General features: G+C 67.5%; 24 protein-coding genes. 6 read left to right on the top strand and 18 right to left on the bottom strand.

Annotated elements, in window-relative coordinates; translation table 11 throughout:
- Nucleotides 1–9: 9 nt before the first annotated feature.
- The 14 genes from AB9O74_RS05170 to AB9O74_RS05235 form a co-directional block, all read right to left on the bottom strand.
- Entirely contained in the window at nt 10–765 is a 756-nt protein-coding gene (locus AB9O74_RS05170; RefSeq protein ID WP_369348663.1) for a DUF2063 domain-containing protein, read from the bottom strand.
- Nucleotides 758–1,630 carry a DUF692 domain-containing protein gene (locus tag AB9O74_RS05175; protein WP_369348664.1) on the bottom strand — a complete coding sequence of 291 codons (873 nt, stop codon included), beginning with the start codon at nt 1,628–1,630 and terminating at the stop codon, nt 758–760. The genes AB9O74_RS05170 and AB9O74_RS05175 overlap by 8 nt, the downstream gene beginning before the upstream one ends.
- The gene (locus AB9O74_RS05180) at nt 1,617–1,991 is read right to left on the bottom strand and encodes a hypothetical protein (RefSeq protein WP_369348665.1); all 375 of its coding nucleotides are present in this window, start codon (nt 1,989–1,991) and stop codon (nt 1,617–1,619) included. The genes AB9O74_RS05175 and AB9O74_RS05180 overlap by 14 nt, the downstream gene beginning before the upstream one ends.
- Nucleotides 1,992–2,206: 215 nt before the next feature.
- Nucleotides 2,207–2,914 carry a phosphate signaling complex protein PhoU gene (gene phoU / locus AB9O74_RS05185; RefSeq protein WP_176989927.1) on the bottom strand — a complete coding sequence of 236 codons (708 nt, stop codon included), beginning with the start codon at nt 2,912–2,914 and terminating at the stop codon, nt 2,207–2,209.
- A 65-nt stretch (nt 2,915–2,979) separates the two neighbouring features.
- Nucleotides 2,980–3,810: a phosphate ABC transporter ATP-binding protein PstB gene (gene pstB, locus AB9O74_RS05190; RefSeq protein ID WP_070471812.1), complete on the bottom strand. Its 831-nt coding sequence runs from the start codon at nt 3,808–3,810 to the stop codon at nt 2,980–2,982.
- Nucleotides 3,811–3,829: 19 nt separating this feature from the next.
- On the bottom strand, nt 3,830–4,696 hold the full coding sequence (gene pstA / locus AB9O74_RS05195) for a phosphate ABC transporter permease PstA (RefSeq protein WP_121041559.1): 867 nt from the start codon (nt 4,694–4,696) through the stop codon (nt 3,830–3,832).
- A complete protein-coding gene (pstC, locus tag AB9O74_RS05200; RefSeq protein WP_121041561.1) occupies nt 4,696–5,664 on the bottom strand; it encodes a phosphate ABC transporter permease subunit PstC in 969 nt (322 codons plus the stop codon). Before pstC ends, pstA begins: the two co-directional genes overlap by 1 nt.
- Before the next feature lie 134 nt (nt 5,665–5,798).
- Nucleotides 5,799–6,890, bottom strand: a complete 1,092-nt coding sequence (gene pstS, locus AB9O74_RS05205) for a phosphate ABC transporter substrate-binding protein PstS (protein WP_369348666.1) — start codon at nt 6,888–6,890, stop codon at nt 5,799–5,801.
- Nucleotides 6,891–7,201: 311 nt separating this feature from the next.
- Nucleotides 7,202–8,221: a phosphate ABC transporter substrate-binding protein PstS gene (gene pstS, locus AB9O74_RS05210; RefSeq protein ID WP_369348667.1), complete on the bottom strand. Its 1,020-nt coding sequence runs from the start codon at nt 8,219–8,221 to the stop codon at nt 7,202–7,204.
- A 123-nt stretch (nt 8,222–8,344) separates the two neighbouring features.
- Nucleotides 8,345–9,124, bottom strand: coding sequence for a hypothetical protein (locus AB9O74_RS05215; protein WP_369348668.1), 780 nt, complete (start codon nt 9,122–9,124; stop codon nt 8,345–8,347).
- Nucleotides 9,125–9,226: 102 nt separating this feature from the next.
- Complete coding sequence (locus AB9O74_RS05220) at nt 9,227–10,438, bottom strand: OprO/OprP family phosphate-selective porin (RefSeq protein WP_369348669.1); 1,212 nt, start codon at nt 10,436–10,438, stop codon at nt 9,227–9,229.
- Nucleotides 10,439–10,616: 178 nt separating this feature from the next.
- A complete protein-coding gene (gene nth, locus AB9O74_RS05225) occupies nt 10,617–11,291 on the bottom strand; it encodes an endonuclease III (RefSeq protein ID WP_369348670.1) in 675 nt (224 codons plus the stop codon).
- Nucleotides 11,291–11,653 carry a hypothetical protein gene (locus tag AB9O74_RS05230; RefSeq protein ID WP_369348671.1) on the bottom strand — a complete coding sequence of 121 codons (363 nt, stop codon included), beginning with the start codon at nt 11,651–11,653 and terminating at the stop codon, nt 11,291–11,293. The genes nth and AB9O74_RS05230 overlap by 1 nt, the downstream gene beginning before the upstream one ends.
- Before the next feature lie 3 nt (nt 11,654–11,656).
- A complete protein-coding gene (locus AB9O74_RS05235; RefSeq protein WP_369348672.1) occupies nt 11,657–12,439 on the bottom strand; it encodes an enoyl-CoA hydratase/isomerase family protein in 783 nt (260 codons plus the stop codon).
- 167 nt (nt 12,440–12,606) lie between these two features.
- Here AB9O74_RS05235 and AB9O74_RS05240 point away from each other — a divergent pair, with 167 nt between their 5' ends.
- The 3 genes from AB9O74_RS05240 (at nt 12,607) to AB9O74_RS05250 (ending at nt 15,086) form a co-directional block, all read left to right on the top strand.
- Complete coding sequence (locus AB9O74_RS05240; RefSeq protein ID WP_176989918.1) at nt 12,607–13,308, top strand: FKBP-type peptidyl-prolyl cis-trans isomerase; 702 nt, start codon at nt 12,607–12,609, stop codon at nt 13,306–13,308.
- Between the two features lie 87 nt (nt 13,309–13,395).
- A complete protein-coding gene (locus AB9O74_RS05245; protein WP_369348673.1) occupies nt 13,396–14,199 on the top strand; it encodes a CoA pyrophosphatase in 804 nt (267 codons plus the stop codon).
- Nucleotides 14,196–15,086 (top strand): sulfurtransferase, encoded by an 891-nt coding sequence (locus AB9O74_RS05250; RefSeq protein ID WP_369348674.1) that lies wholly within the window; start codon nt 14,196–14,198, stop codon nt 15,084–15,086. Before AB9O74_RS05245 ends, AB9O74_RS05250 begins: the two co-directional genes overlap by 4 nt.
- Before the next feature lie 65 nt (nt 15,087–15,151).
- Here the strand turns inward: AB9O74_RS05250 and AB9O74_RS05255 are convergent, their stop codons facing one another.
- Nucleotides 15,152–15,721, bottom strand: coding sequence for an N-acetylmuramoyl-L-alanine amidase (locus AB9O74_RS05255; protein ID WP_369348675.1), 570 nt, complete (start codon nt 15,719–15,721; stop codon nt 15,152–15,154).
- Nucleotides 15,722–15,778: 57 nt separating this feature from the next.
- Here AB9O74_RS05255 and AB9O74_RS05260 point away from each other — a divergent pair, with 57 nt between their 5' ends.
- The 3 genes from AB9O74_RS05260 to AB9O74_RS05270 all read left to right on the top strand — a co-directional run bounded on the left by AB9O74_RS05260 (nt 15,779) and on the right by AB9O74_RS05270 (nt 19,110).
- Nucleotides 15,779–16,306 (top strand): hypothetical protein, encoded by a 528-nt coding sequence (locus tag AB9O74_RS05260; protein WP_369348676.1) that lies wholly within the window; start codon nt 15,779–15,781, stop codon nt 16,304–16,306.
- A 107-nt stretch (nt 16,307–16,413) separates the two neighbouring features.
- The gene (gene rlmKL / locus AB9O74_RS05265; protein ID WP_369348677.1) at nt 16,414–18,558 is read left to right on the top strand and encodes a bifunctional 23S rRNA (guanine(2069)-N(7))-methyltransferase RlmK/23S rRNA (guanine(2445)-N(2))-methyltransferase RlmL; all 2,145 of its coding nucleotides are present in this window, start codon (nt 16,414–16,416) and stop codon (nt 18,556–18,558) included.
- A 15-nt stretch (nt 18,559–18,573) separates the two neighbouring features.
- Entirely contained in the window at nt 18,574–19,110 is a 537-nt protein-coding gene (locus tag AB9O74_RS05270) for a GNAT family N-acetyltransferase (RefSeq protein ID WP_346478546.1), read from the top strand.
- Nucleotides 19,111–19,145: 35 nt separating this feature from the next.
- Here the strand turns inward: AB9O74_RS05270 and AB9O74_RS05275 are convergent, their stop codons facing one another.
- The 3 genes from AB9O74_RS05275 to AB9O74_RS05285 are packed head-to-tail and all read right to left on the bottom strand — an operon-like array spanning nt 19,146 to nt 21,486.
- Nucleotides 19,146–19,481, bottom strand: a complete 336-nt coding sequence (locus AB9O74_RS05275) for a DUF3325 domain-containing protein (RefSeq protein ID WP_354274148.1) — start codon at nt 19,479–19,481, stop codon at nt 19,146–19,148.
- Nucleotides 19,478–21,094 carry a PepSY-associated TM helix domain-containing protein gene (locus tag AB9O74_RS05280; protein ID WP_369348678.1) on the bottom strand — a complete coding sequence of 539 codons (1,617 nt, stop codon included), beginning with the start codon at nt 21,092–21,094 and terminating at the stop codon, nt 19,478–19,480. The genes AB9O74_RS05275 and AB9O74_RS05280 overlap by 4 nt, the downstream gene beginning before the upstream one ends.
- Nucleotides 21,091–21,486: a DUF3649 domain-containing protein gene (locus AB9O74_RS05285; RefSeq protein ID WP_369348679.1), complete on the bottom strand. Its 396-nt coding sequence runs from the start codon at nt 21,484–21,486 to the stop codon at nt 21,091–21,093. Before AB9O74_RS05285 ends, AB9O74_RS05280 begins: the two co-directional genes overlap by 4 nt.
- Nucleotides 21,487–21,498: the final 12 nt, after the last annotated feature.

The following is a 21,498-nucleotide window of genomic DNA, read 5'->3' on the forward strand; positions in this document are numbered from 1 at the left end:
GGGGAGGGATCAGGAAACGGGCGCGGCGGGGCCTATCACCCCGTTGCCATGAAATTGGCGCAGCAGGGCGGCGCCGGGCACGCGCAGCACATCGACCGCCAGGCCGTGTGCCTCGGCGAGATGCTGAAGGTAGGTGGCGCCGCTGTGGCCGGGATGCTGGCCGATCCGCTCCAGCAGTTGCGCGGCCATCGGGCTGATCGTGGCGAAGCGGACCTGGCCATCGGGATCGCGCCGGACCAGCAGCCCGCTAGGACCGGTATCTGGATGCTCCGGTGCATCCTCGGCGCCCAGCCGGTGCACCGGCCAGTGATAGAGCAGCGGCCAGGCCAGCGGCGAACGCTGCAGCGCCGCGGACATCGGGTCCAGGCCGGGGGAGGGCGGCAGGGGCTGCGCGTCGAGCTGGTACAGGGCCGTTTCCACCCACTCGTAGTGGGCCAGTTCGGCCAGTGCCGGGTGCGGCAGCGCGGGGTGTTGCTGCAACCACTGCACGAACTCGGCGGCCAGTGCGGTGAACAACGGGGTCTGCGCGGGGTGTCGGGCGAAGAACTGCCGGATCAACGTGGACCACGCCGCCTCGCCAAGCAGTCGCACGCAGACCGGGAAGCCGGTCCCAAGCAGTCCCAGCACGCTGTTGAACACCAGCCGCTGGTAGATCTCCAGCCGGCGTGCGTCCAGTCCGGCGGGTGCGGCGACATGGTCCGGGTCGCGCAGGTGCGCGGTGAACGCCCTCTGCTGCGCGTGCAGGTGCGAAGGGGCGTCAGTCATGCCCGGCTCCGGCATGGGCGGCCATCAGGCGGCGGATGGTATGCAGTTCGCCGCGCAGTTCGGCGTACGGGGGGAAATTGAAATCGCGTTCCAGCAGGGTCGGGCGCGCGCCGATGCGCGCATAGGTGCGGGCGAGCAGGTCCCAGACCGGGTCGATCACCGCGCTGCCGTGGGTGTCGATCTTCAGGTCGGGCGCTTCGTCCAGATGGCCGGCGACATGCAGGCAGACGATGCGCGCGGCAGGAAGCCCGGCGATGAACGTGTCGGCGTCGTAACCGTGGTTGCAGGCGTTGACGTACACGTTGTTGACGTCCAGCAGCAGATCGCAGTCGGCCTCGGCCAGCACGGCGTTGGTGAAGGTCAGCTCGTCCATGGCCGGTTCCGGGGCGAGGTAATAGGACACGTTTTCCACCGCGATGCGCCTGCCGAGCGCGTCCTGCACGCGGGCGATGCGCGCCGCGGTGTGGCGTACCGCCTCATCGGTGAAGGGGAGCGGCAGGAGGTCGTAGAGGTGGCCTTCATCGCTGCAGTAGCTCAGGTGTTCGCTGTAGAGCGGCACGTTGTGCCGCGCCAGGAAGCGTCCTACCTGGTCCAGCAGCACGGTATCCAGCGGCGCGGTGCTGCCCAGCGAGAGCGACAGCCCGTGGCAGGTCAGCGGGTAGCGCGTGGCCAGTTCGGCGAGTGCGTCGCCGGCTGGCCCGCCGACGCCGATCCAGTTTTCCGGGGCGCACTCGAGGAAGTCGACATCGCCGGCGGGCGCATCGCGCAGGTCCTGCAGCAGGGCCCGGCGCAGACCAAGGCCGGTCGCCGCCGCAGGCAGCGACGACCGGTCCAGGCCAGTGGCCAGCGCGTCAGTGCTTGGCACCGCACTTGCCTTCGCCGCACTTGCCTTCCGCCGTCTTCGTGTCGCCAGCAGCCTTGGCCTTGGTGCCGGTGGCCTTCGCTTTGTCGGCGCCGCACTTGCCTTCCCCACACTTGCCTTCGGCGGCCTTGGCACCGGTCGTTGCGGCCTTGTCGCCCGCCTTCGTCCCGGCCTTGCCGCCGTGCGCACCGCACTTGCCTTCGCCACATTTGCCCTCGGCGGCCTTCGTCGCCGTCTGGCCAGCCACCAGATAGCCCTGGGCCAGCTCGGTCATGCTCAACGCGGATGCCGAGGCGGTGACCCCCAGGCCTGCGGCCAGCGCAGTGGCCGCCAACAGGGACAGCGAACGGGTGGGTGTGCTCATCGGGTGGATCTCCTTGGAATGGGCCGGGGCCCGGGATGGCTGCGTGGGGGCAGCAGGTGCGGCCATGGTGGACCGACCCGACTCATCGAATCCTCACACAGGATTCAACGTTTCGTGAAGTGTGCGGGATTGCCAGCATGGCAACGCAACAGCAAGGCAAAAAAAAACCGCCACCCGGAGGCAGCGGCTTCTTCTTCCTGCGCTTCAGGCAGACCTCAGACGTGATCGGTACTGCTGGTCTCGTCGCGCTTCTCGCGCGGCGGCAGTACCTGCTCGCCATGCACCAGGAACCAGACGTTCTCGGCGATGTTGGTGGCATGGTCGCCCACGCGCTCCAGGTTCTTGGCCATGAACAGCAGGTGGGTGCACGGGGTGATGTTGCGCGGGTCTTCCATCATGTAGGTCAGCAGCTCGCGGAACAGCGCGGTGTACTGCGCGTCCAGGCGGGCGTCGTCGTCGCGCAGTTCCAGCGCCGCGGCGGCGTCGTTGTCGCGGTAGGCTTCGATGGCGCGGCGCACCTGCTGGGCGGCCAGGCGGCCCAGCGCACGCAGGCCCTGGATCTGCGGCAGCGGTGGCACCTTGCTCAGCGCGATCGAGCGTTTGGCCACGTTGGCGGCGTAATCGCCGATGCGTTCGATGTCGGCCGGAATGCGCAGGCCGGCCAGGATCTCGCGCAGGTCGCGCGCCATCGGCCCACGCAGCGCCAGCCGCATGACGTCGTGGCTGATCTGCTGCTCAAGCTGGTCGATGGCCTCGTCGTTGGCGATGATGCGCTGGGCGGCGTTCTCGTCGCGCTTCTCGATGACGTCCATGGACGCCTCCAGCTGGGCGACGGCCATCTCGCCCATGCGCACGATCTCGGCCACCAGGCGCTGCTGTTCTTCGTCGTAGCTCTTGACGATGTGGTCGTTGGGAAGATTCATGGTCTGCAATCCGGGTAGAGCCAGGCCGTGCCTGGCTGGGGCATTTGGTGAGGGGACAGCACCGATCAACCGAAACGACCGGTGATGTAATCCTCGGTCTGCTGCTTGTTGGGCTGCGAGAAGATCACTTCGGTACGGTCGTGTTCGATCAGGTCGCCCAGGTACATGAAGGCGGTGTAGTCGGAGACGCGCGCGGCCTGCTGCATGTTGTGGGTCACGATCACGATGGTGTAATCGTGCTTGAGCTCTTCGACAAGCTGCTCGATGCGGCTGGTGGAGATCGGGTCCAGTGCGGAGGTCGGCTCGTCGAGCAGCAGCACGTCCGGGCGCAGGGCCACGGCGCGGGCGATGCACAGGCGCTGCTGCTGGCCGCCGGACAGGCCCAGCGCGCTCTGGTTGAGCTTGTCCTTCACCTCGTCCCACAGCGCGCCCTGGCGCAGGGCCTGCTCGACGCGGTCGGTCATCTCCGACTTGGAGAGCTTCTCGTGGTGGCGGATGCCGTAGGCCACGTTCTCGAAGATGGTCATCGGGAACGGCACCGGCTTCTGGAACACCATGCCGACCTTGCTGCGCAGGCGGTTCATCGGGTACTTAGGCGAGAGGATGTTCTCCCCGTCCAGCATCACTTCACCACGCGCTTCCAACTTGGGGTACAGCGCGTAGATGCGGTTGAAGATGCGCAGCAGGGTGGACTTGCCGCAGCCGGAGGGACCGATCAGCGCGGTGACGCGCTTTTCCGGGATCTCCAGGTCGATGCCCTTCAGCGCATGGAACTTGTCGTAGTAGAAATCCAGCCCGCGAGCGGCCAGCTTGATCGGCGCCGGGGTCTGCAGGCTTTCATGCGAAGCCGGGACCACGATGCGCTGCATCGGCACGGCGTTGGAGAGATCGTTCATGGCGATGTCCGTGGAAAGGTCAGTCATGGGAGATACGGTTGCGCAGCAGGATGCCGCGCGCGGAAAGGCTGACCAGCAGCACGAACACGGTCAGCACCAGCGCGCCGGCCCAGGCCAGCACCTGCCAGGATTCGTACGGGCTGCCGGCGAACTGGTTCATCACCACCGGCACCGAGGCCATCGGCTGGAACACGTTGCTGTTCCAGTACTGGTTGCCGAAGGCGGTGAACAGCAGCGGGGCGGTTTCACCGGAGATGCGGGCCAGCGCCAGCAGGATGCCGGTCACGATGCCGGCAGCGGCGCTGCGGTACAGCACCTGCACCGTCACCTTCCACTGCGGGATGCCGAGCGACAGGGCCGCTTCACGCATCTGCGAGGGCACCAGCCGCAGCATTTCATCGGTGGTACGCACCACCACCGGCAGCACGATGAAGGCCAGCGAGAGCGCACCGGCGAAGGCCGAGAACTGGCCACCGGTCTGCATCACGTACAGGGTGTAGACGAACAGGCCCAGCACGATCGACGGCGCCGAGAGCAGGATGTCGTTGACGAAGCGGACCACCGTGCCGGTCTTGCGGAAGTTGCCGTACTCCGCCAGCCAGGTGCCGGCCAGCACGCCGAGCGGCGTACCGATGGCGATGGCCAGGCCGCACATCACCGCGCTGCCGAAGAAGGCGTTGGCCAGGCCGCCGTCCTGCATCGGCGGTGGGGTCATCTTGGTGAACAGGTCCAGGTTGATCCCGGCCAGGCCCTTGGAGGCCAGCGTCCACAGGATCCAGCCGAGGAAGAACAGGCCGAACAGTGCGGTCAGGCAGGACATCAGCAGCGCGACCACGTTGACGATGCGGCGGCGCAGGTACAGCGGTTGTGCATTGGCGGTGGACATCAGTTGCCCTCCTTGCGGGCCAGGCGCATCAGCATCAGGCGGGCGATCGCCAGCACCACGAAGGTCACCAGGAACAACACGAAGCCGAGCAGCAGCAGCGCCGACCGGTAGGTTTCAGTGGCTTCGCCGAAGTCGTTGGCGATCAGCGCGGCAATCGTGGTGCCCGGCTCAAGCAGCGAGGGCGACAGGCGCACGCTGTTGCCGATCACGAAGGCTACCGCCATGGTTTCACCCAGGGCGCGGCCGAGGCCGAGGAAGATGCCGCCGATCACCGCCGAGCGGGTGTAGGGCAGGACGATGTCCCAGCTGACTTCCCACTTGGTGGAGCCCAGCGCATACGCCGATTCCTTCAGGCGGGTCGGCACGGTGAGGAACACTTCGCGCATCACCGAGGAGATGAAGGGGATCACCATGATCGCCAGCACGAAGCCGGCGGTGAGCACGCCGATGCCCAGCGGCGGACCCTGGAACAGCGGGCCGATGATCGGCAACGTGCCGAGGTGATCGTTGAGGAACGGGGTGACGTACTCGGTCATCACCGGGACCAGCACGAACAGGCCCCACATGCCGTAGATGATCGAGGGGATACCGGCCAGCAGTTCGATGGCGGTGCCGACCGGGCCACGCAGCCAGCGCGGGGCGACCTCGGTCAGGAAGAAGGCGATGCCGAAGCTCACCGGCACGGCGATGACCATCGCGATCAGTGCGGTGACGAGGGTGCCGTAGATCGGTGCGAGGGCACCGAATTTGTTCTCGACCGGATTCCATTCGGACGAATAGAAGAAGCTCAGGCCCTGCTCCTGCAGGGCATGGCGGCCGCCCCACAGCATCGAGAGCGCGGCGCAGGCCAGGGCGACCAGCACCAGGATGACGGTGGCGATCAGGACCCAGCGGAACAGTTTGTCGTTGCGGGCATCACGCAGGTCGCGGAGGGACGGTGCGGGAACAGGCTGGGCGATGGCATTCATGGCTGAGGCGGGGGCCCGAAAAGAGAAGAGGTAGTGCCGGGCGCTGCCCGGCATCACGTTCGGAGCGTGGTGCGGCCGGGCAGCGCCCGGCACTACGGTCGGTCAGGCCCCCGCCGCGCGCGGGCCTGCCTTTTTCACTTGAACTCGCTGGTCCAGTACGCTTCGATCTGGGTCACCAGCTCGGCCGGCAGCGGCACGTAGTGCAGTTCGTTGGCCTGGGCCTGGCCCTTCTCGAAGGCCCACTTGAAGAACGCCAGGGTTTCCTTGCTGCGCTGGGCATCCTTGGGCTGCTTGTGCATCAGCATGAAGTTGGTGGCGGTGATCGGCCATGCCTGGTCGCCCGGGGCATTGGTGATGACCAGGTTGAAGTCCTTGGCGCTGGCCCAGTCGGCGCTGGCGGCGGCAGCGGCGAAGGTTTCCGCGCTCGGCTGCACCCAGTTGCCGGCGGCGTTCTGCATCGAGGCATACGGCATGCCGTTCTGCAGCGCGTAGGCCAGTTCGACGTAGCCGATCGAGCCCTTGATCTGCTTCACGTACGAGGCCACGCCTTCATTGCCCTTGCCACCCACGCCGTCCGGCCACTGCACCGAGGTGCCTTCGCCGACCTTGCTCTTCCAGTCCGGGCTGACCTTGGACAGGTAGTTGGAGAAGTTGAAGGTGGTGCCCGAACCGTCCGAACGGTGGACCAGGGTGATCTTGCCGTCCGGCAGTGTGACGCCCGGGTTGGCGGCGACGATGGCCGGGTCGTTCCAGGTCTTGACCTTGCCCAGGAAGATGTCGGCCAGCAGGGCGCCGCTGAGGCGCAGCTTGCCGGCTTCCAGGCCGTCGATGTTGACCACCGGGACCACGCCGCCGATGGCCGACGGGAACTGGCCGAGGCCGGCCTGGGCCAGCTCTTCGCTGCTCAGCGGTTTGTCGGAGGAACCAAAATCAACAGTGCCGGCCTTGATCTGGGCGATGCCGCCACCCGAGCCGATCGACTGGTAGTTGATCTTGGCGCCGGTGGCGGTGTTGTAGTCGGCCGACCACTTGGACACCAGCGGGAAGATGAAGGAGGCACCGGCACCGGAAATTTCGGCGGTCAGGCGGTCGCCCGCGGCGGGGGCGGCGGCGGGCGCGTCGGTGGCCGGCGCGGCGGCCTGGCCTTCAGCGCCCGGCTTGCAGGCGGAAAGACCCAGCGCGATGGCCAGGGAAAGGGCGGCGATGCTGGCCGTGTGCAGTTTCATGCGTCACTCCATAGCGGGACAAGGGCCGGTCTTTCCGGCGACGCGACTATGAAATGATGTTTTTGTTACAGCTTGATGACGCCGTGACCGGGCGCACGCAAAGCCTTGCGGCACAAGGGCCGGGCTCGCAGGGGCGGGCAACAAAAAGGCGCGGAACCTTGCGGTCCGCGCCCGATGGCGCCGGAAGGGGGAGAGAGGACCCTCCGGCGCCATTGCACTGTCCGGTGGGTTGCGTCGGGGGCGACGCCTACCGACCAACGGTCGGTACCTACCGGTAGGTCACCACCGTCGGTGGTGACCCCGTCGATCGATCAGTACTTCAGGTTCTGCGACCAGTAGGTCTCGATCTGCTTGACCAGGGTGTCCGGCAGCGGAACGTAGTCGAGCTGCTTGGCCTGGGCATCGCCGCTCTTGTAGATCCAGCGGAAGAACTCCTGGGTGGCCTTGGCGTTGGCGACGTTCTTGGGCTGCTTGCGGACCAGGATGAAGTTGGTGGCGGTGATCGGCCATGCATCGGCGCCCGGGGCGTTGGTCATGACCAGGTAGAAGTCCTTCGCGCTGGCCCAGTCGGCGCTGGCGGCAGCGGCGGCGAAGGAGGTGTCGCTCGGCAGCACGATCTTGCCCGAGGCGTTCTTCATCGCGGCGTAGGACATCTTGTTCTGCAGCGCGTAGGACAGTTCGACGTAGCCGATGCCGCCCTTGATCTGCTTCACGTAGGCGGCGACGCCTTCGTTGCCCTTGCCGCCGATGCCGACCGGCCACTGGACCGACGTGCCTTCACCGACCTTGGTCTTCCACTCCGGGTTGACCTTGGAGAGGTAGTTGACGAAGTTGAAGGTGGTGCCCGAGCCGTCCGAGCGGTGCACGACGGTGATCTTGCCGTCCGGCAGCTTCACGCCCGGGTTCAGTGCGGCGATCGCCGGGTCGTTCCAGGTCTTGATCTTGCCGAGGAAGATGTTGCCCAGGGTCGGGCCGTCGAGCTTCAGCGTGCCCGGAGCGATGCCGGCCACGTTGATCACCGGGACCACGCCGCCGATGACCGACGGGAACTGGGCCAGGCCGGCTGCCGCCAGTTCTTCCGGCTTCAGCGGGGCATCGGAGGAGCCGAAATCAACGGTCGCGGCCTTGATCTGGGCGATGCCGCCACCGGAACCGATGGACTGGTAGTTGACCTTCTTGCCGGTCGCGGTGCTGTAGTCGGCCGACCACTTGGACATGACCGGGTAGATGAACGAGGCGCCCGCGCCGGTCACATCGGCGGCATTGGCGGCGAACACGGACGACGCGGCGAGGACGGCAACGGCGGCGCGCGACTTGAAGGCGTGGATCACGGGGTGGCTCCTGGGATGGATGAAGGTGCGGGGTGTCCCGCCCGGTGCTCATTCCATAACGGTTCGATGACAGCGCAGCGACTGTCATATGACCACCTCGTGACACGCCTTCCGGGCGGGGTGTCACAACGGCTGCAACGCCTCCGGGACCGCGTAGCGGCGGCCGTCGAAGCGCAGCACGTGGCGCTCGCCTTCCACCGGCGTGTCCTGGTCGCGGCAGGTGTCGCCGTCCATCCAGCTGTGCGTGGTGACCCGGCGCTCGCGCAGGACGAGGTCGGCCATGCCGTGCCTGCCTTGCGGGCCGACCGCCATGGTGCGCGTCACGTCGGTGGATTCACCGGCGCAGCGGGTGTCCCACTCGGCCTGGAAACGACGCAACACCATCGGTGGGCCGAGCGTGCGCAGCGTGTCTGCCTGCACCGCCAGCAGCTGCACCTGTTCTTCGCTGAAAGGATTGGGCCCGGAGCCATTGCGCCGCTGCACGCGCAGGCCGAACGCGAGGGTGTCCGGCGCAAGCTGGTAGCGCGCGGTATCCAGGTGCATACCGTCGAAGAAGACCGCATCGCTGTCGAGTGCGCCGGACAGCACCGTCCATGCGCGCGTGGCGAGGGTGTCGGAATCGATCACCAGCACCTCCACATCGCCATCGCGGGAGTCGTTGTCGCCACCGTCGCGCCAGACGGGCGTGGCCAGCAGGGTCAGCTCGGGGCGCGCGGGCCAGCGCCGGCAGACGCTGGCGGCCGTGTCACGGGTGTAGCCGAGGCGATCGGGCAGCGCGCCGTCCGCCCGCACCACGTACGCCTCCTCTGCGGCGGCCTGGGCGTCGTGGCAGTCCTGCGCGTGGGCGGGCAGGGCGGCGGCACTGCACGCGACGGCCAGCAACAGCGGGAGTGCGATACGCATCGGGTCCATCCATGGGCAAAGGGCGCCCAGCATACCCGCGCACGGGCATGAAAAAAGGCGCAGCCGAAGCTGCGCCTTTGTGTCACACGCGTGTTGCAGGGCTTACCAGAAGAACTGCAGGCGCGCTTCGAGGATGTTCGGATCGTCGTTGACGAACGTACGGGCGGTGGAGCTGTACTTCTTGCTGTCCACCATCACGTAGTTCAGCGCGAACTTGGTGTTGGAGCGCCAGTAGTAGTTCACGCCCACGGTCCAGATGTCCATCTTGCCGCCGAGCACGCCATCGACGATCGGCGGGCGACCGGCCACCGGATTCGCCGACAGGTTGCCGTCGTTGAGGTCCATGTGGTCGTAACGCGCGCCCAGCTGCCACATGCCGCGGCCCGGCTCGTCCGGCAGGCCGGTGGTCGGGGTGCCTCCCTTGTAGCCCCAGGTCTCGCCGCTGATGTTCCACAGGCCGCTGACGTAGTAGCCGTCGCTGCTGTAGTTGTCGTGCGAGTAGCGCTTGGCCTTGCTGGTGTAGTACTCGGCCTGCGCCTTGAACGGGCCGCCGATGTACATCGCCTCGGCACCGATCGTGCTGACGCGGTCGGTGTCGACCAGGTTGCCGCTGTCGACCAGGCGCGCGGTGGCCAGGTCGGCGTTCGGACGGGCGCGCACGCGCAGGGTGTCCGCATCGGTGTCGTAGTCGACGTAGCTCAGGCCGAAGTGCAGGACCTGGCCCTTGTCATTGATCGGGGCCCAGGTACCACGCGCGCCGTAGCCGCTGCCGTGGGCCAGGTTGCGGGTCAGTTCGCGGCCGAAGCCGCTGGCGGTGACGGACCAGTTGTTGTCGCCGATGCTGTAGGCGCCACCGAGGCGGCGGGCCACTGCATAGGTGTTGGTGACCGCGGCCTTGGAGATGAAGTCGTTGTTCTTGGTGCTGGACAGTTCTTCCAGGCTGTTGGGCTGCTTGAACTGGCCGAACTGCACGAAGTGGTTGGCGTTGCCGGCCAGCTTGTACTTCAGGTTGGTGTCCAGGAACTTGTCGGCTTTGGCGTCGTAGCCCACCACCCATTCCACGTTGCCCGGGCCCTTGCCCTTGAGCACCAGCTCGGCGCGGCGCAGCTCGAACTCGCTGTTCTTGCCGTTGCCGGCGTCGCCGCCATTGAGGTCGGTCACATCGTTGTCGAACCAGTTGCCGTCGGCCTGGACCAGGCCCTCGAACGTGATTTCCGAACCGCCGATCACATCGATGGCCACTTCAGCGTGAGCGGCCGGAACGAACAGCGCAGCCGCCACGGCCGCAGTAAGAAGTTGGCGATGCAGTTTCATGGAAGGAGCCTTGCAGGCAGGTGGGAAGATGCTGCGCAGGCTAATTAGTGAAGATTGCGTAAATGTGACAGTTTCAGACAAACCGTCATCTGCCGTATCCCAAGCGGCGTCAGGGCTGCCATTTATGCCCGGCGGAGATGACCGCCGGGTTGCGTCCAGATGGCAATCGCGCCCCCGTTCAGGCGGCGGTCTTTTCCTTGAACCGGCACAGGTCGCGGATTACGCACTGCGGGCAGTCCGGCTTGCGTGCCTTGCACACGTAGCGGCCGTGCAGGATCAGCCAGTGATGCGCATCGAGCAGGAACTCGGCGGGGATCACCTTGACCAGCAGGTCCTCCACCGCGCGCACGTCCTTGCCCGGCGCCAGGCCGGTCCGGTTGGAGACGCGGAAGATGTGCGTGTCGACCGCCATCACCGGTTCACCGAACGCGGTGTTGAGCACCACGTTGGCGGTCTTGCGCCCAACGCCGGGCAATGCCTCGAGTGCGGCGCGATCGCGCGGCACCTCGCCGCCGTGCTGGTTGACCAGCATCGCGCAGGCGGCGATCACGTTCTTTGCCTTGGCGTTGTACAGGCCGATGGTGGCGATGTACTTCTTCAAGCCATCCTCACCAAGGTCGAGGATCGCCTGCGGCGTGTTGGCAACAGGAAACAGCTTGCGCGTGGCCTTGTTGACCCCGACGTCGGTGGCCTGCGCCGACAGCGCCACCGCCACCAGCAGTTCGAAGGGTGAGCTGTACTCCAGTTCGGTCTTGGGGTGCGGGTTGAGCTCGCGCAGGCGGGTGAACATTTCGATCACATCGGCCTTGGGCATGCGCGCGCTGCGTGCGGCGGTTTTCTTCATCGTGGTCATCAGGGAAAACGCCCAGCCGCCTTCGCCTTGGCGCGCGCGAGAATCGCGGCGGCGGCCGAGGGCAGGGCGGGTTTCTGGATGTCGGGTGTGGGAGGCGGCGCGCGGCGCGCCTCCCGTTCGGCGGCGCGGCGGGCGAGCCGCTGCCCGCGTTGGCGATAGCGTTCGCGTGCATCCCAGGCGCGCTGCAGCTGCTGCTGTGCGTGCTTGAGGCGCTGTGGCAGATCGGGATGGTCGGCCAGCAGGTGCTCGTCGCCCGGCTGCGGGACGTAGTCCATCAGGCCGGCCGCAAGCGCGGCGTCCCAGTGATCGTCAAGCACGAGTGCCAGCAGCTGCGCTGGCGAAGCGGTATCGGAAGGTGACATGGCTCAGCGGTTCTGGAACACCGGCGGGCGGCGCGCGAGGAAAGCGCTGGTGCCTTCGCGCATGTCCTCGGTGGCGAACATCAGGCCGAACTGCGCGCTCTCGTATTCCAGACCTTCGCCCAGCGCGCACTCGCCGCCGATGTGGATGGCATCCAGGATGCCGCGCAGCGCCAGGGGCGCGGCCGAGGCAAGCTGCGACGCCAGTGCGTGGACGCGGGCATCCAGATCGGTGGCCGGGACGACCTCGTTGACGATCCCCAACTGCGCGGCGCGGGCGGCGGTGATCGGGGCGCCGAGCAGGCACAGCTCCAGCGCGGCGGCGCGGCCACACAGACGCAGCAGGCGCTGGCTGCCACCGAAGCCGGGGATCAGCCCCAGGTTGATCTCCGGCTGGCCGAGTCTGGCGGTCTCGGCGGCCACCCGCAGGTGGCAGGCCATGGCCAGCTCCAGCCCGCCACCCAGCGCGAATCCATTGATTTTGCCGATGACCGGCTTGGGCATCCGCTCGATGCGCCGCATCAACCCCTGGCCCAGCAGCGAGAAATCACGACCCTGAACCGCGCTCAGGCCGTTCATTTCGGCGATGTCGGCCCCGGCAACGAACGCCTTGGGACCGGCGCCGGTCAGCACCACCACCCGCACCTCCGCATCGGCGGCCGCCGCGGCGAAGGCGGCATCCAAGGCTTCCAGCGTGGCCCGGTCGAGGGCGTTGAGCTTGTCCGGGCGGTTGACCGTCACGGTGCGTACGGCACCATCGTCCATAATCGCGATAAGGGCGTCGGCCACGGCAGGACTCCTGAAAACGTTAAAAAATAGTGATGTTGAACTCTTGAAACGAAGTCAGGTCAGAGCCTCCGTCGTTAGTGGCGGTTCAACGTTGCGGCGGCTATCCTAACCCGTCGCCTCAGGGCGGCCCAACGCGTCCTGAGTTACCACCCCTGGAGAAAAGTTTGATGAAGTTGCGTTCTATCGCGGTCGCCGTCGCGGCCCTGGCCCTGACGGGCAATGCCTTCGCCCAGGACACCTCGTCCGAAAAGGGCAAGCTGAGCTATTACTTCGGTTACGACTACGGTAACAACCTGGCTGAACTCACCGCACGCGGCGAGCAGCTGGACATCAACTCGGTGGTGAAGGGCCTGCAGGATGCCTACGCCAAGAAGCAGCCGTCGATCACGGCCGAGCAGTTGAAGCCCGCCGTCGAAGCCTTCCAGAAGCGTGAGCAGGGTCGTGCCCAGGCCGCCAAGGCCGAGTACGACAAGGCTGCCGCCGAGAACAAGACCAAGAGCACCCAGTTCCTGGCCGCCAACAAGGCCAAGGCCGGCGTGCAGTCGCTTCCGAGCGGCGTGCAGTACCGCGTGATCGAAGCAGGCAAGGGTGCCAAGCCGACCCAGGCCAGCACCGTGCAGCTGGAAGTGGCCGGTCCGTATCCGTTCGGCACCCGTCCGGCCGAAGCGCGCCCGGCCCAGCAGATCCCGGGCATCAAGGTCAGCGAAGTCGAAATGAAGGCCATGCGTGAAGCCCTGCTGCAGATGCCGGCCGGCTCCAAGTGGGAAGTGACGCTGCCGCCGGAGCAGGCCTATGGTGCCGATCCGCGCACGCCGTTCCCGCCGAACGTTGCGGTGCAGTTCGAAATCAAGCTCGTCAGCGTCAAGTAATTTCTGCAACATCAAGAACGCGCCGGTGGAAACACCGGCGCGTTTTTCGTTTCCGTGCATTCGCGCTACTGTTGAGCGGTCCAATCGATGGAAGAATCCCCGCATGCCGCGCCCACACCCTGCATCGGAATCTGCGCACTGGATCGCGCCGGTATCTGCACGGGCTGCCTGCGCACCGTGGATGAGATCACCCGCTGGCGAACCATGAGCCGACCCGAACAGCATCACGTCATGCAGCACACGCTGCCCCTGCGCGAACAATTGCGTCAATCGCTGCGCGGTTCGCTGGCCGAGCACGAACGCCTGCTGCGCGCGCTGCATCCGCTGGACCAGCCGCCGCAGGGCGATGGCTGGAACCGCAGCGAACTCATCGATCTCCTGCCGCCCGGCCCGCCGGTCGAAGCGGCCGTGCTGGCGGGCATCATTCCGCGCGAGGGCGGCGCCCAGGTGCTGCTGACCCGGCGTACCGACACGCTGCGCCACCATGGGGGGCAGGTCGGCTTCCCCGGCGGCCGCATGGAGCCGGACGACCGTGACGCCGTGGCGGCCGCGATCCGCGAGAGCGACGAGGAAATCGCGCTCAAGCACGACCAGGTGCAGGTGCTCGGGTATCTCGACCCGTTCGTGACCATCACCGGCTACCGGGTCATGCCGGTGGTGGCGGTGATCGATCCCGCGTTCGTGGCCGTGCCCGAGCCGGGGGAGGTCGCGGAAGTCTTCGAAGTGCCGCTGTCCTACCTGATGGATCCGGCCAACCTGCACCACGTCGAGATCGACCATCGCGGGCGCATCCGCCACGTGCTCGAATACGACTGGCCCGGGCAGCGGATCTGGGGCGCGACCGCCGCCATTCTCTACAACCTGCGTCGCCGCCTGGAGCAGATCGCATGACCACGCCACTGATCGATGTCACCGCCCTCGCAAAGGCCCTGGAGGAGGGCGCCACGCGCCTGATGGATGCACGGGCGACGGCCAGTGCCGCCCCGCAGCTGCGGGTGGTGGATGCGCGCTTCTCGCTCGCCGACCCGCAGTCCGGCGCGCAACTGTATGCACAGGGCCATCTGCCCGGTGCGCTGTACGCCGATCTCAACCGGGATCTGTCCGATCTCGGCCGCACCGGCCATGGCCGTCACCCGCTGCCGGACAGCGATGCGTTCGCCGCGCGCCTGGGCGAGTGGGGCATCGGGCCGCAGACCCGGGTCGTGGTCTACGACGCCGGCGACGGCAGCATGGCCGCCGCGCGCCTGTGGTGGCTGCTGCGGCTGGTCGGACATGCGCACGTGCAGGTGCTCGATGGTGGCTTCGCCGCCTGGCAGGCGGCTGGTTTGCCGGTGACGGCGGCGCTGCCGCAGGTGTCCCCGTTGCCGCCGTACCCCGGTCGTTTCGACCGCAGCCGGATCGCCTCGGTGGAGGAGGTGCAGGCGCGATTGAAGCACGCGCCGGGCTGGCTGATCGATGCGCGGGCCGGTGAACGCTTCCGTGGCGAAGTGGAGCCGTTGGATCCGGTCGCCGGCCACGTGCCCGGCGCGGTGAATCGTCCCTTCGCGTTGAACGTGCACGACGGGCGGTTGCGCCCTGCGGACGATCTGCGTGCGGCGCTGCAGCCGCTGATCGGCACCCACGCGCCGGACGAGGTGGTGTTGATGTGCGGCTCCGGCGTCACCGCCTGCCACCTGCTGCTGGCGATGGACATCGCGGGCCTGGAAGGTGCGCGGATCTATGCGGATTCGTGGAGCGGCTGGGTCAGCGACCCGTCGCGTCCCGTCGCCACCGGCTGATAAGGCCACGATGACGGCCACGGCCAATGGCGCGGTAGGTGCCGACCGTTGGTCGGCACACCCTCTCAGCCACGCAGTTCCTGCAACGGCACTGCCGCCAGCACGCGCGGCCACGGGAACAACGGACCCGGATCGCGCTTGCGTGGCACGCGCCGCTCCGGATCATCGCTGGCCACTTCCTCGCGCGTATCCAGCCACTCATGGCCGGCGATATGTGCCAGCGCCGGCAGCGTCCCGCACAGATACTGCAGCAGATCGATCAGGGCCGCGATCTGCACATCGGGGTAGGGCTCGTCCATCGCCTGGTGCCGGGAATCCCACCAGTGCGGGTAACGCCCGGTGTTGACCAGTTCGATGCCGATCGAGCGCGGATTGAAGCCGCTGACCTGATGCGCGACGCGGTCCAGCGCCACGTACTGGACGATGCGTCCGTCGCGGTCGATGTAGTAGTGGCCGCTGTTGCCGGTGCCGCTGTCATACAGCACCCGTTCGCCGTAGGCGCGCGCCATGGCCAGATCAGGCAGTTCGGTGCAGTGGATGACCACCAGATCGATGTCGTCGTGCGTGCGCGGCAGCAGCCTGTCCTGGTAGGGCAGGGGCTGTGCATCGATGGCGGGCGGGGCGCGGTCGGGCATGCGGCGATGCTAGCATTTGGGCATGAACGCTCCTATCGATTCCCGCGCGGTACGCGCATGAGCCGCGGCCACTGCATCCTCTCCCACGGCTTTGAAAGTGGCCCCGACGCGATCAAGGTGACCGCCCTGGCCGAGGTGGCCGAACGCCTGGGCTGGACCCACGAGCGCCCCGACTACACCGACCTGGACGCCCTGCGCGAGGTCAGCAGCCTGGGCGACGTGCGGGCCCGCCTGCAGCGCCTGGTCACCCTCGCCGCCACCCGTGCCGCCGAGGGCCCGGTGGTGCTGGCCGGCTCCAGCCTGGGGTCCTACATTTCAGCCATCGCCTCGCTGCAGGTGCCGGTGCGTGGCCTGTTCCTGATGGTGCCGCCGACCCGGATGGGGCCGATGCCGGCCCTGGACGCGGCCCGCGTGCCGACCAGTGTGGTGCATGCCTGGCACGACGAGCTGATCCCGCCGGCCGAGGTGATCGCCTGGGCCCAGGCCCGCTCGGCCCGCCTGCTGATGGTGGATGACGGGCACCGGCTGACCGACCACGTCGAGGCCTCCTGCCGGGCGTTCGAGGAATTGCTGGCCTCGCTGTAACCGGGCGATCCCGCCCACGTCACGTACAATGGCCACCCGGGCTCCGTGCCCGGCTGCTTGCCGTGCCCGTGGGCACCCCCTCTCCGCTGACCTGCGATACCGATTCCGTGAAATTCTTTGTTTCCTGCGCCAAGGGCCTGGAGTATCTGCTCGCCGACGAACTGTTGGCGCTCGGCCTGGACAAGGCCACCGCCACCATTTCCGGCGTCAACGCCGAGGGCGAGCTGGCGCAGGCACAGCGCGTGGTGCTCTGGTCGCGCCTGGCCAGCCGGGTGCTGTGGCCGCTGGCCGAGTTCGAGTGCCCGGACGAGGGCTCGCTCTACCAGGGCGTGTCGGCGATGGCGTGGGAGCAGCACATCAGCCCCGAGCTGACCCTGTCGGTGGACGCGCATGTGTCCGGTACCGAGATCACCCACGCGCGCTTCGCCGCGCAGCGGGTCAAGGATGGCGTGGTCGACAGCCTGCGCGCGCAAGGCCTGGAACGGCCGTCGGTGAACGTGGAGTTCCCGGACGTGCGGATCAACCTGTCGCTGCGCAAGGGCCGGGCCACGATCTCGATCGATCTGGGCGGTGGCCCGATGCATCGCCGCGGCTGGCGCATGGCGCAGAACGAGGCGCCGCTGAAGGAAAACCTGGCCGCTGCCGTACTGCTGCGCGCCAACTGGCCGAAGATCCACAGTGAAGGCGGTGGCCTGCTCGACCCGATGTGCGGCAGCGGCACGCTGCTGATCGAAGGCGCGCTGATGGCCGCCGACGTCGCCCCGGGCCTGCAGCGCCACGGCAGCATTCCGCCGAGCCGCTGGCTGGGCTTTGACCGCGAGAGCTGGAACACCTTGATGGCCGAAGCGCGCACGCGCGAGGAAGCCGGCCGCGGTGCGCTCAACCAGGTCATCCACGGCAGCGACATCGATCCGCATGCGATCCGCGCAGCCAAGGAAAATGCCGAGACCGCCGGTGTCTCGCACGCAATCTGGTTCGGCGTGCGCGACGTGGCCGATGTGCAGGTGCCGCTGCAGGAAACCGGCTGCGTCGTCTGCAATCCGCCCTACGACGAGCGCCTGGCCGCCGATGCCCTGCTGTACCGCCGCCTCGGCGACGCGCTCAAGCGCGCGGTGCCGCAGTGGCGTGCCAGCCTGCTGTGCGGCAGCGCCGACCTGGCTTTCGCCACCGGCCTGCGTGCCAACAAGAAGTACCAGCTGTTCAACGGCGCCATCGAGTGCGCGCTGATCGTCTGCGACCCGATCGCGGTGCCGCAGCGCGAGAACACCGGCCAGCCACGCGAGCTCAGCGAAGGCGCGCAGATGGTGGCCAACCGCCTGCGCAAGAACATCAAGAAGTTCAAGACGTGGCGGACGCGCGAGAGCATCACCTGCTACCGCGTCTACGATGCCGATCTGCCCGAGTACGCGGCCGCCATCGATGTCTACGAAGAAGACGGCGGTGCCCGCCGCACCTTCCTGCATGTGCAGGAATATGCGGCCCCGGCGACCATTCCGGATGTCGATGTGCGTCGTCGTCGCAACGAGCTGCTGTCGGCCGCGCGCGAGGTCTTCCAGGTGCCGGCCGAGCAGGTCGCGCTGAAGTCGCGCGAGCGTGGCAAGGGCGGCAGCAAGTACGGTCGTTTCGAGCAGCGCGGCGAGTTCGTGCTGGTGCGCGAGAACGATGCCCTGCTGCGCGTGAACCTGTTCGACTATCTGGATACCGGCCTGTTCCTGGACCATCGCCCGCTGCGCTGGCACATGGCACAGGAAGCCCAGGGCAAGCGTTTCCTCAACCTGTTCTGCTACACCGGCGTCGCCTCCGTGCAGGCCGCCGTGGCCGGTGCCGCGAGCACCACCAGCGTGGATCTGTCCGGTACCTACCTGCAGTGGTGCGCCGACAACCTGGCCTTGAACGGCAAGGGTGGCAGCCAGCACCAGTTGATCCAGGCCGATGCCCTGGCGTGGCTGGAGGCGGAGCGTCACCGCTTCGACGTGATCTTCTGCGATCCGCCGACGTTCTCCAACTCGGCCCGCGCCGATGATTTCGACATCCAGCGCGAACACGTGCGCCTGCTGCGCGCGGCCGTGGCGCGCCTGAGCCCGGAAGGCGTGCTGTATTTCTCCAACAACTTCCGCCGCTTCAAGCTGGACGACGAAGCGATCAAGGAATTCGCGGAGTGCAAGGAGATTTCGCCCGAGACCATCGGTGCCGACTTCGAGCGCAACCCGCGCATCCACCGCGCGTGGGAACTGCGCCGCTACGGCGCCTGACGGGAAGGGGCTGACATGGACGACAGCCAACTCCACGCCGACGGGCTGCTGCTGCGGCCGTTCGAGGATGCCGACGCCGCCGCGTTCGCAGCGGCGGTGCGTGAATCGGCCGAGGGTATGCGGCGCTGGATGCCGTGGAGCTCGGTCGACTACAGCGTCGAGCAGGCGCTGCAGTGGTTCCAGGCCTGCCGGGACGGCTGGGCGGCAGGCACGGCCTGCGAGTACGGGGTATTCGACCGTGACACCGCCGCCTTCGTTGGCGGCGCGGGACTGAACAAGATCCAGGCCGACCCCCGGTTCTGCAACCTGGGGTACTGGGTCCGGCAGGCGTGTCGCGGCCAGGGTGTCGCGCCCCGCGTCGTGCAGGCGCTGGCCGTCCAGGCATTCGGGCCGCTGGGCCTGCATCGGGTGGAGATCGTCGTGGCCGTGGGCAACCTCGCCAGCGAACGGGTGGCGGTGAAGTCCGGCGCCCTGCGCGAGGGCGTGGCGCGCAACCGACTGGTCATCGACGACCGTCCTGCCGCAGCGCACATGTTCTCACTGGTGCCCTGAGCGGCGATCGCGATGCGGCTGCGTGGCTGTTCCCCTCAGCGCGCGATGAGCGCCACCGCCAGCCCCACCACCGGCAACGCCCACGCCAGCGGCGCGATCCAGCGCGGGCGGTATGGATACAGCCCGAACGCGATCAGCACCCCGCTGATCGTCAGCGCGCCCAGCCACAGCACCGGACCGATCGCCCAGCCGTGGTCCAGCACACACAGCGCGAATGCGACGGTCAGCAGCGCCCAGCCCACCCAGCGCCATACCCGCATGCGGGATGCGCTGGCGCCGGCTTTGCCATGCAGGTCCAGCTGGTGCTTGTCCATGGCCAGCGACAGCGCCGTGAATGCCGAGAAGGTCAGCGTGATCGCGAGCAGCATCATGCCGTGGCCTCCGCCGCGGCCGCCTGCTGGCGACGCTTCTTTTCGGCCGCGCTCAGCGGGGGCTGCCAGCGCTGCATGCGATGGCCGCAGTAGGCCAGCATCGCGCCGAAGGCGAGCATGGTCAGGTCGAACCCGGCCAGCACCCAGTCACCGCTACGCAGGGTCACGCCCAGATGCGCATGCGTGGTGAGTGCGTTGACCACCGGGATCAGGGCGAACAGCACGCCACCCAGATACAGCTGCCAGGTCCACATCATCCGCTTCGGCCAGACGAAGCCGGCCAGCAAGGCAGCGGACCAGGCATAGAAGAAGGCATTGACCTCGGCATCGGAACGCTCGGCCATGTGGACGGGCAGCAGCCGGTTGGCCAGGAAGTAGGTCGCGAACGCGATCGGCAGGCCGGCGACCGCGCCGATGTTGAGCGCGTCGACCAAGCGCAGGCCGAAGCCGGTCTTGCCGGACTTGGCGTGCTTGGGCCGCTCCTTGACCGCCCACAGGACCACGCCGCTGGCGACCATCAGGCAGCCGATCAGGCCGGACAGGAAGAACAGGGCGCGCAGGCCCCAATCCGCGAAGCGGGCCAGGTGCAGGCCGTACATCACGCCGCGGGTCTGGGTCGCGCCGCCCGAGGCCGGGCTGGCCTCGATCAACTGGCCGGTGATGGCATTGAAACGCAGCGACGGGGTATCCACCGACAGGCGCTTTCCATCGCGCTGGGTGATGTCCACGATCGCGTTGGCCGCGCCCGGGTGGTACAGGGTGAAGCCGGCCACGTCCGCGCCCTTCCATTCGGCGCGGGCGCTGTCCAGCAGTTGCTGGATCGGCAGCGGCGTGGCGCGTCCCTCGGCGGGGGTCTCGATCTCGGCCAGGCGCGCGAAGGCCTCGCTGAAGAACGCCTCCTCGTCCTTGGGGTAGGCCACGCTCACGCCCCACGGCAGGTACATGAACATCAGGGTGACGATGCCGGTGTAAGTGATCATCGCGTGGTACGGCAGGGCCATCACCGCGCTGACGTTGTGGAAATCCAGCCACGAACGCAGGCCCTTTTCCGGACGGAAGGTGAAGAAGTCCTTGAAGATCTTCTTGTGCGTGATCACGCCGGTGATGATCGCCACCAGCATGAACATCGCGCAGAACCCCACCAGGTAACGCGCCCAGTACACCGGGATGTAGTGCAGGTCGAAATGCAGGCGGTAGAAGAAGTCGCCACCGCGGGTCTCGCGCGCGGCGATCTCCTCGCCGGTGTTCGGATCGACGGTGGCATCGCCGAAGCGGCCACCGCCGCGCCGGCGACGCTCGCCTTCCACCGGTGGCTTGACCATCGATTCGGGGTTGCGCCAGAACATGCGCATCGCCGGGTTGCGCGGGTCGGGCAGGGTGACGTTCCAGCTCTCGGCCTGCGGGGCCTTGTGCTGCAGGAAGGTCAGCGCACGTTCGGCGGCCACGTCGGCGGTGACGCTGCTGCGCGGCAGTTCCGGGCGCATCCAGCGGCTGATCTCTTCGCGGTAATAGCTGGCGGTGCCGGCCATGAAAATCAGCAGCAGCAGCCAGCCGACCAGCAGGCCGGTCCAGGTGTGCAGCCAGGCCATCGACTGGCGGAAACCATTTTTCATGCGGCCCCCTGCAGCAGGCGGGTGCCCACCCAGAACAGCACGGTTGGAACCAGGATGCCGACCCAGGCGCGCAGGGCGGTGCGGGTGGCGAACGCCCACAACGCCGCGCAGGCGCACAGCACGATCGCCACCAGCATGCCGGTCAGCACGGCCTGGCCACGCGCGATCGGCAGGGCGACGGCGAAGAACATCGAGCAGGTGGCGGCCAGTGCGTAGCCGCCGAAGATCGCGGCGAGCGAGCGTGACAACACACCCAGCCAGGGGCGGGTGAAGAAAGAACCAAGACGGTTGAACCTGGCGCTGGCGTTCGGCGTGCTGTCCACGGAAACCTGCTGATCGATCGGGGAAACGGGCATCACCGGCCGCAGCCGGTGATGAATGATAGTGGCCATCCGTGGCCGTGT

This window comes from Stenotrophomonas sp. JAG2, assembly GCF_041080745.1.
GTDB classification, from domain to species: Bacteria; Pseudomonadota; Gammaproteobacteria; order Xanthomonadales; family Xanthomonadaceae; genus Stenotrophomonas; species Stenotrophomonas maltophilia_AA.

Excerpts from the sequence above, each read along its gene's own strand:
- AB9O74_RS05170 (WP_369348663.1), bottom strand. The coding sequence starts at position 765 with ATGACTGACGCCCCTTCGCACCTGCACGCGCAGCAGAGGGCGTTCACC.
- AB9O74_RS05180 (WP_369348665.1), bottom strand. The coding sequence starts at position 1,991 with ATGAGCACACCCACCCGTTCGCTGTCCCTGTTGGCGGCCACTGCGCTG.
- phoU (WP_176989927.1), bottom strand. The coding sequence starts at position 2,914 with ATGAATCTTCCCAACGACCACATCGTCAAGAGCTACGACGAAGAACAG.
- pstB (WP_070471812.1), bottom strand. The coding sequence starts at position 3,810 with ATGAACGATCTCTCCAACGCCGTGCCGATGCAGCGCATCGTGGTCCCG.
- pstA (WP_121041559.1), bottom strand. The coding sequence starts at position 4,696 with ATGTCCACCGCCAATGCACAACCGCTGTACCTGCGCCGCCGCATCGTC.
- pstC (WP_121041561.1), bottom strand. The coding sequence starts at position 5,664 with ATGAATGCCATCGCCCAGCCTGTTCCCGCACCGTCCCTCCGCGACCTG.
- pstS (WP_369348666.1), bottom strand. The coding sequence starts at position 6,890 with ATGAAACTGCACACGGCCAGCATCGCCGCCCTTTCCCTGGCCATCGCG.
- AB9O74_RS05215 (WP_369348668.1), bottom strand. The coding sequence starts at position 9,124 with ATGCGTATCGCACTCCCGCTGTTGCTGGCCGTCGCGTGCAGTGCCGCC.
- AB9O74_RS05220 (WP_369348669.1), bottom strand. The coding sequence starts at position 10,438 with ATGAAACTGCATCGCCAACTTCTTACTGCGGCCGTGGCGGCTGCGCTG.
- nth (WP_369348670.1), bottom strand. The coding sequence starts at position 11,291 with ATGACCACGATGAAGAAAACCGCCGCACGCAGCGCGCGCATGCCCAAG.
- AB9O74_RS05230 (WP_369348671.1), bottom strand. The coding sequence starts at position 11,653 with ATGTCACCTTCCGATACCGCTTCGCCAGCGCAGCTGCTGGCACTCGTG.
- AB9O74_RS05240 (WP_176989918.1), top strand. The coding sequence starts at position 12,607 with ATGAAGTTGCGTTCTATCGCGGTCGCCGTCGCGGCCCTGGCCCTGACG.
- AB9O74_RS05245 (WP_369348673.1), top strand. The coding sequence starts at position 13,396 with ATGGAAGAATCCCCGCATGCCGCGCCCACACCCTGCATCGGAATCTGC.
- AB9O74_RS05250 (WP_369348674.1), top strand. The coding sequence starts at position 14,196 with ATGACCACGCCACTGATCGATGTCACCGCCCTCGCAAAGGCCCTGGAG.
- AB9O74_RS05255 (WP_369348675.1), bottom strand. The coding sequence starts at position 15,721 with ATGCCCGACCGCGCCCCGCCCGCCATCGATGCACAGCCCCTGCCCTAC.
- AB9O74_RS05260 (WP_369348676.1), top strand. The coding sequence starts at position 15,779 with ATGAGCCGCGGCCACTGCATCCTCTCCCACGGCTTTGAAAGTGGCCCC.
- AB9O74_RS05270 (WP_346478546.1), top strand. The coding sequence starts at position 18,574 with ATGGACGACAGCCAACTCCACGCCGACGGGCTGCTGCTGCGGCCGTTC.
- AB9O74_RS05275 (WP_354274148.1), bottom strand. The coding sequence starts at position 19,481 with ATGATGCTGCTCGCGATCACGCTGACCTTCTCGGCATTCACGGCGCTG.
- AB9O74_RS05280 (WP_369348678.1), bottom strand. The coding sequence starts at position 21,094 with ATGAAAAATGGTTTCCGCCAGTCGATGGCCTGGCTGCACACCTGGACC.
- AB9O74_RS05285 (WP_369348679.1), bottom strand. The coding sequence starts at position 21,486 with ATGGCCACTATCATTCATCACCGGCTGCGGCCGGTGATGCCCGTTTCC.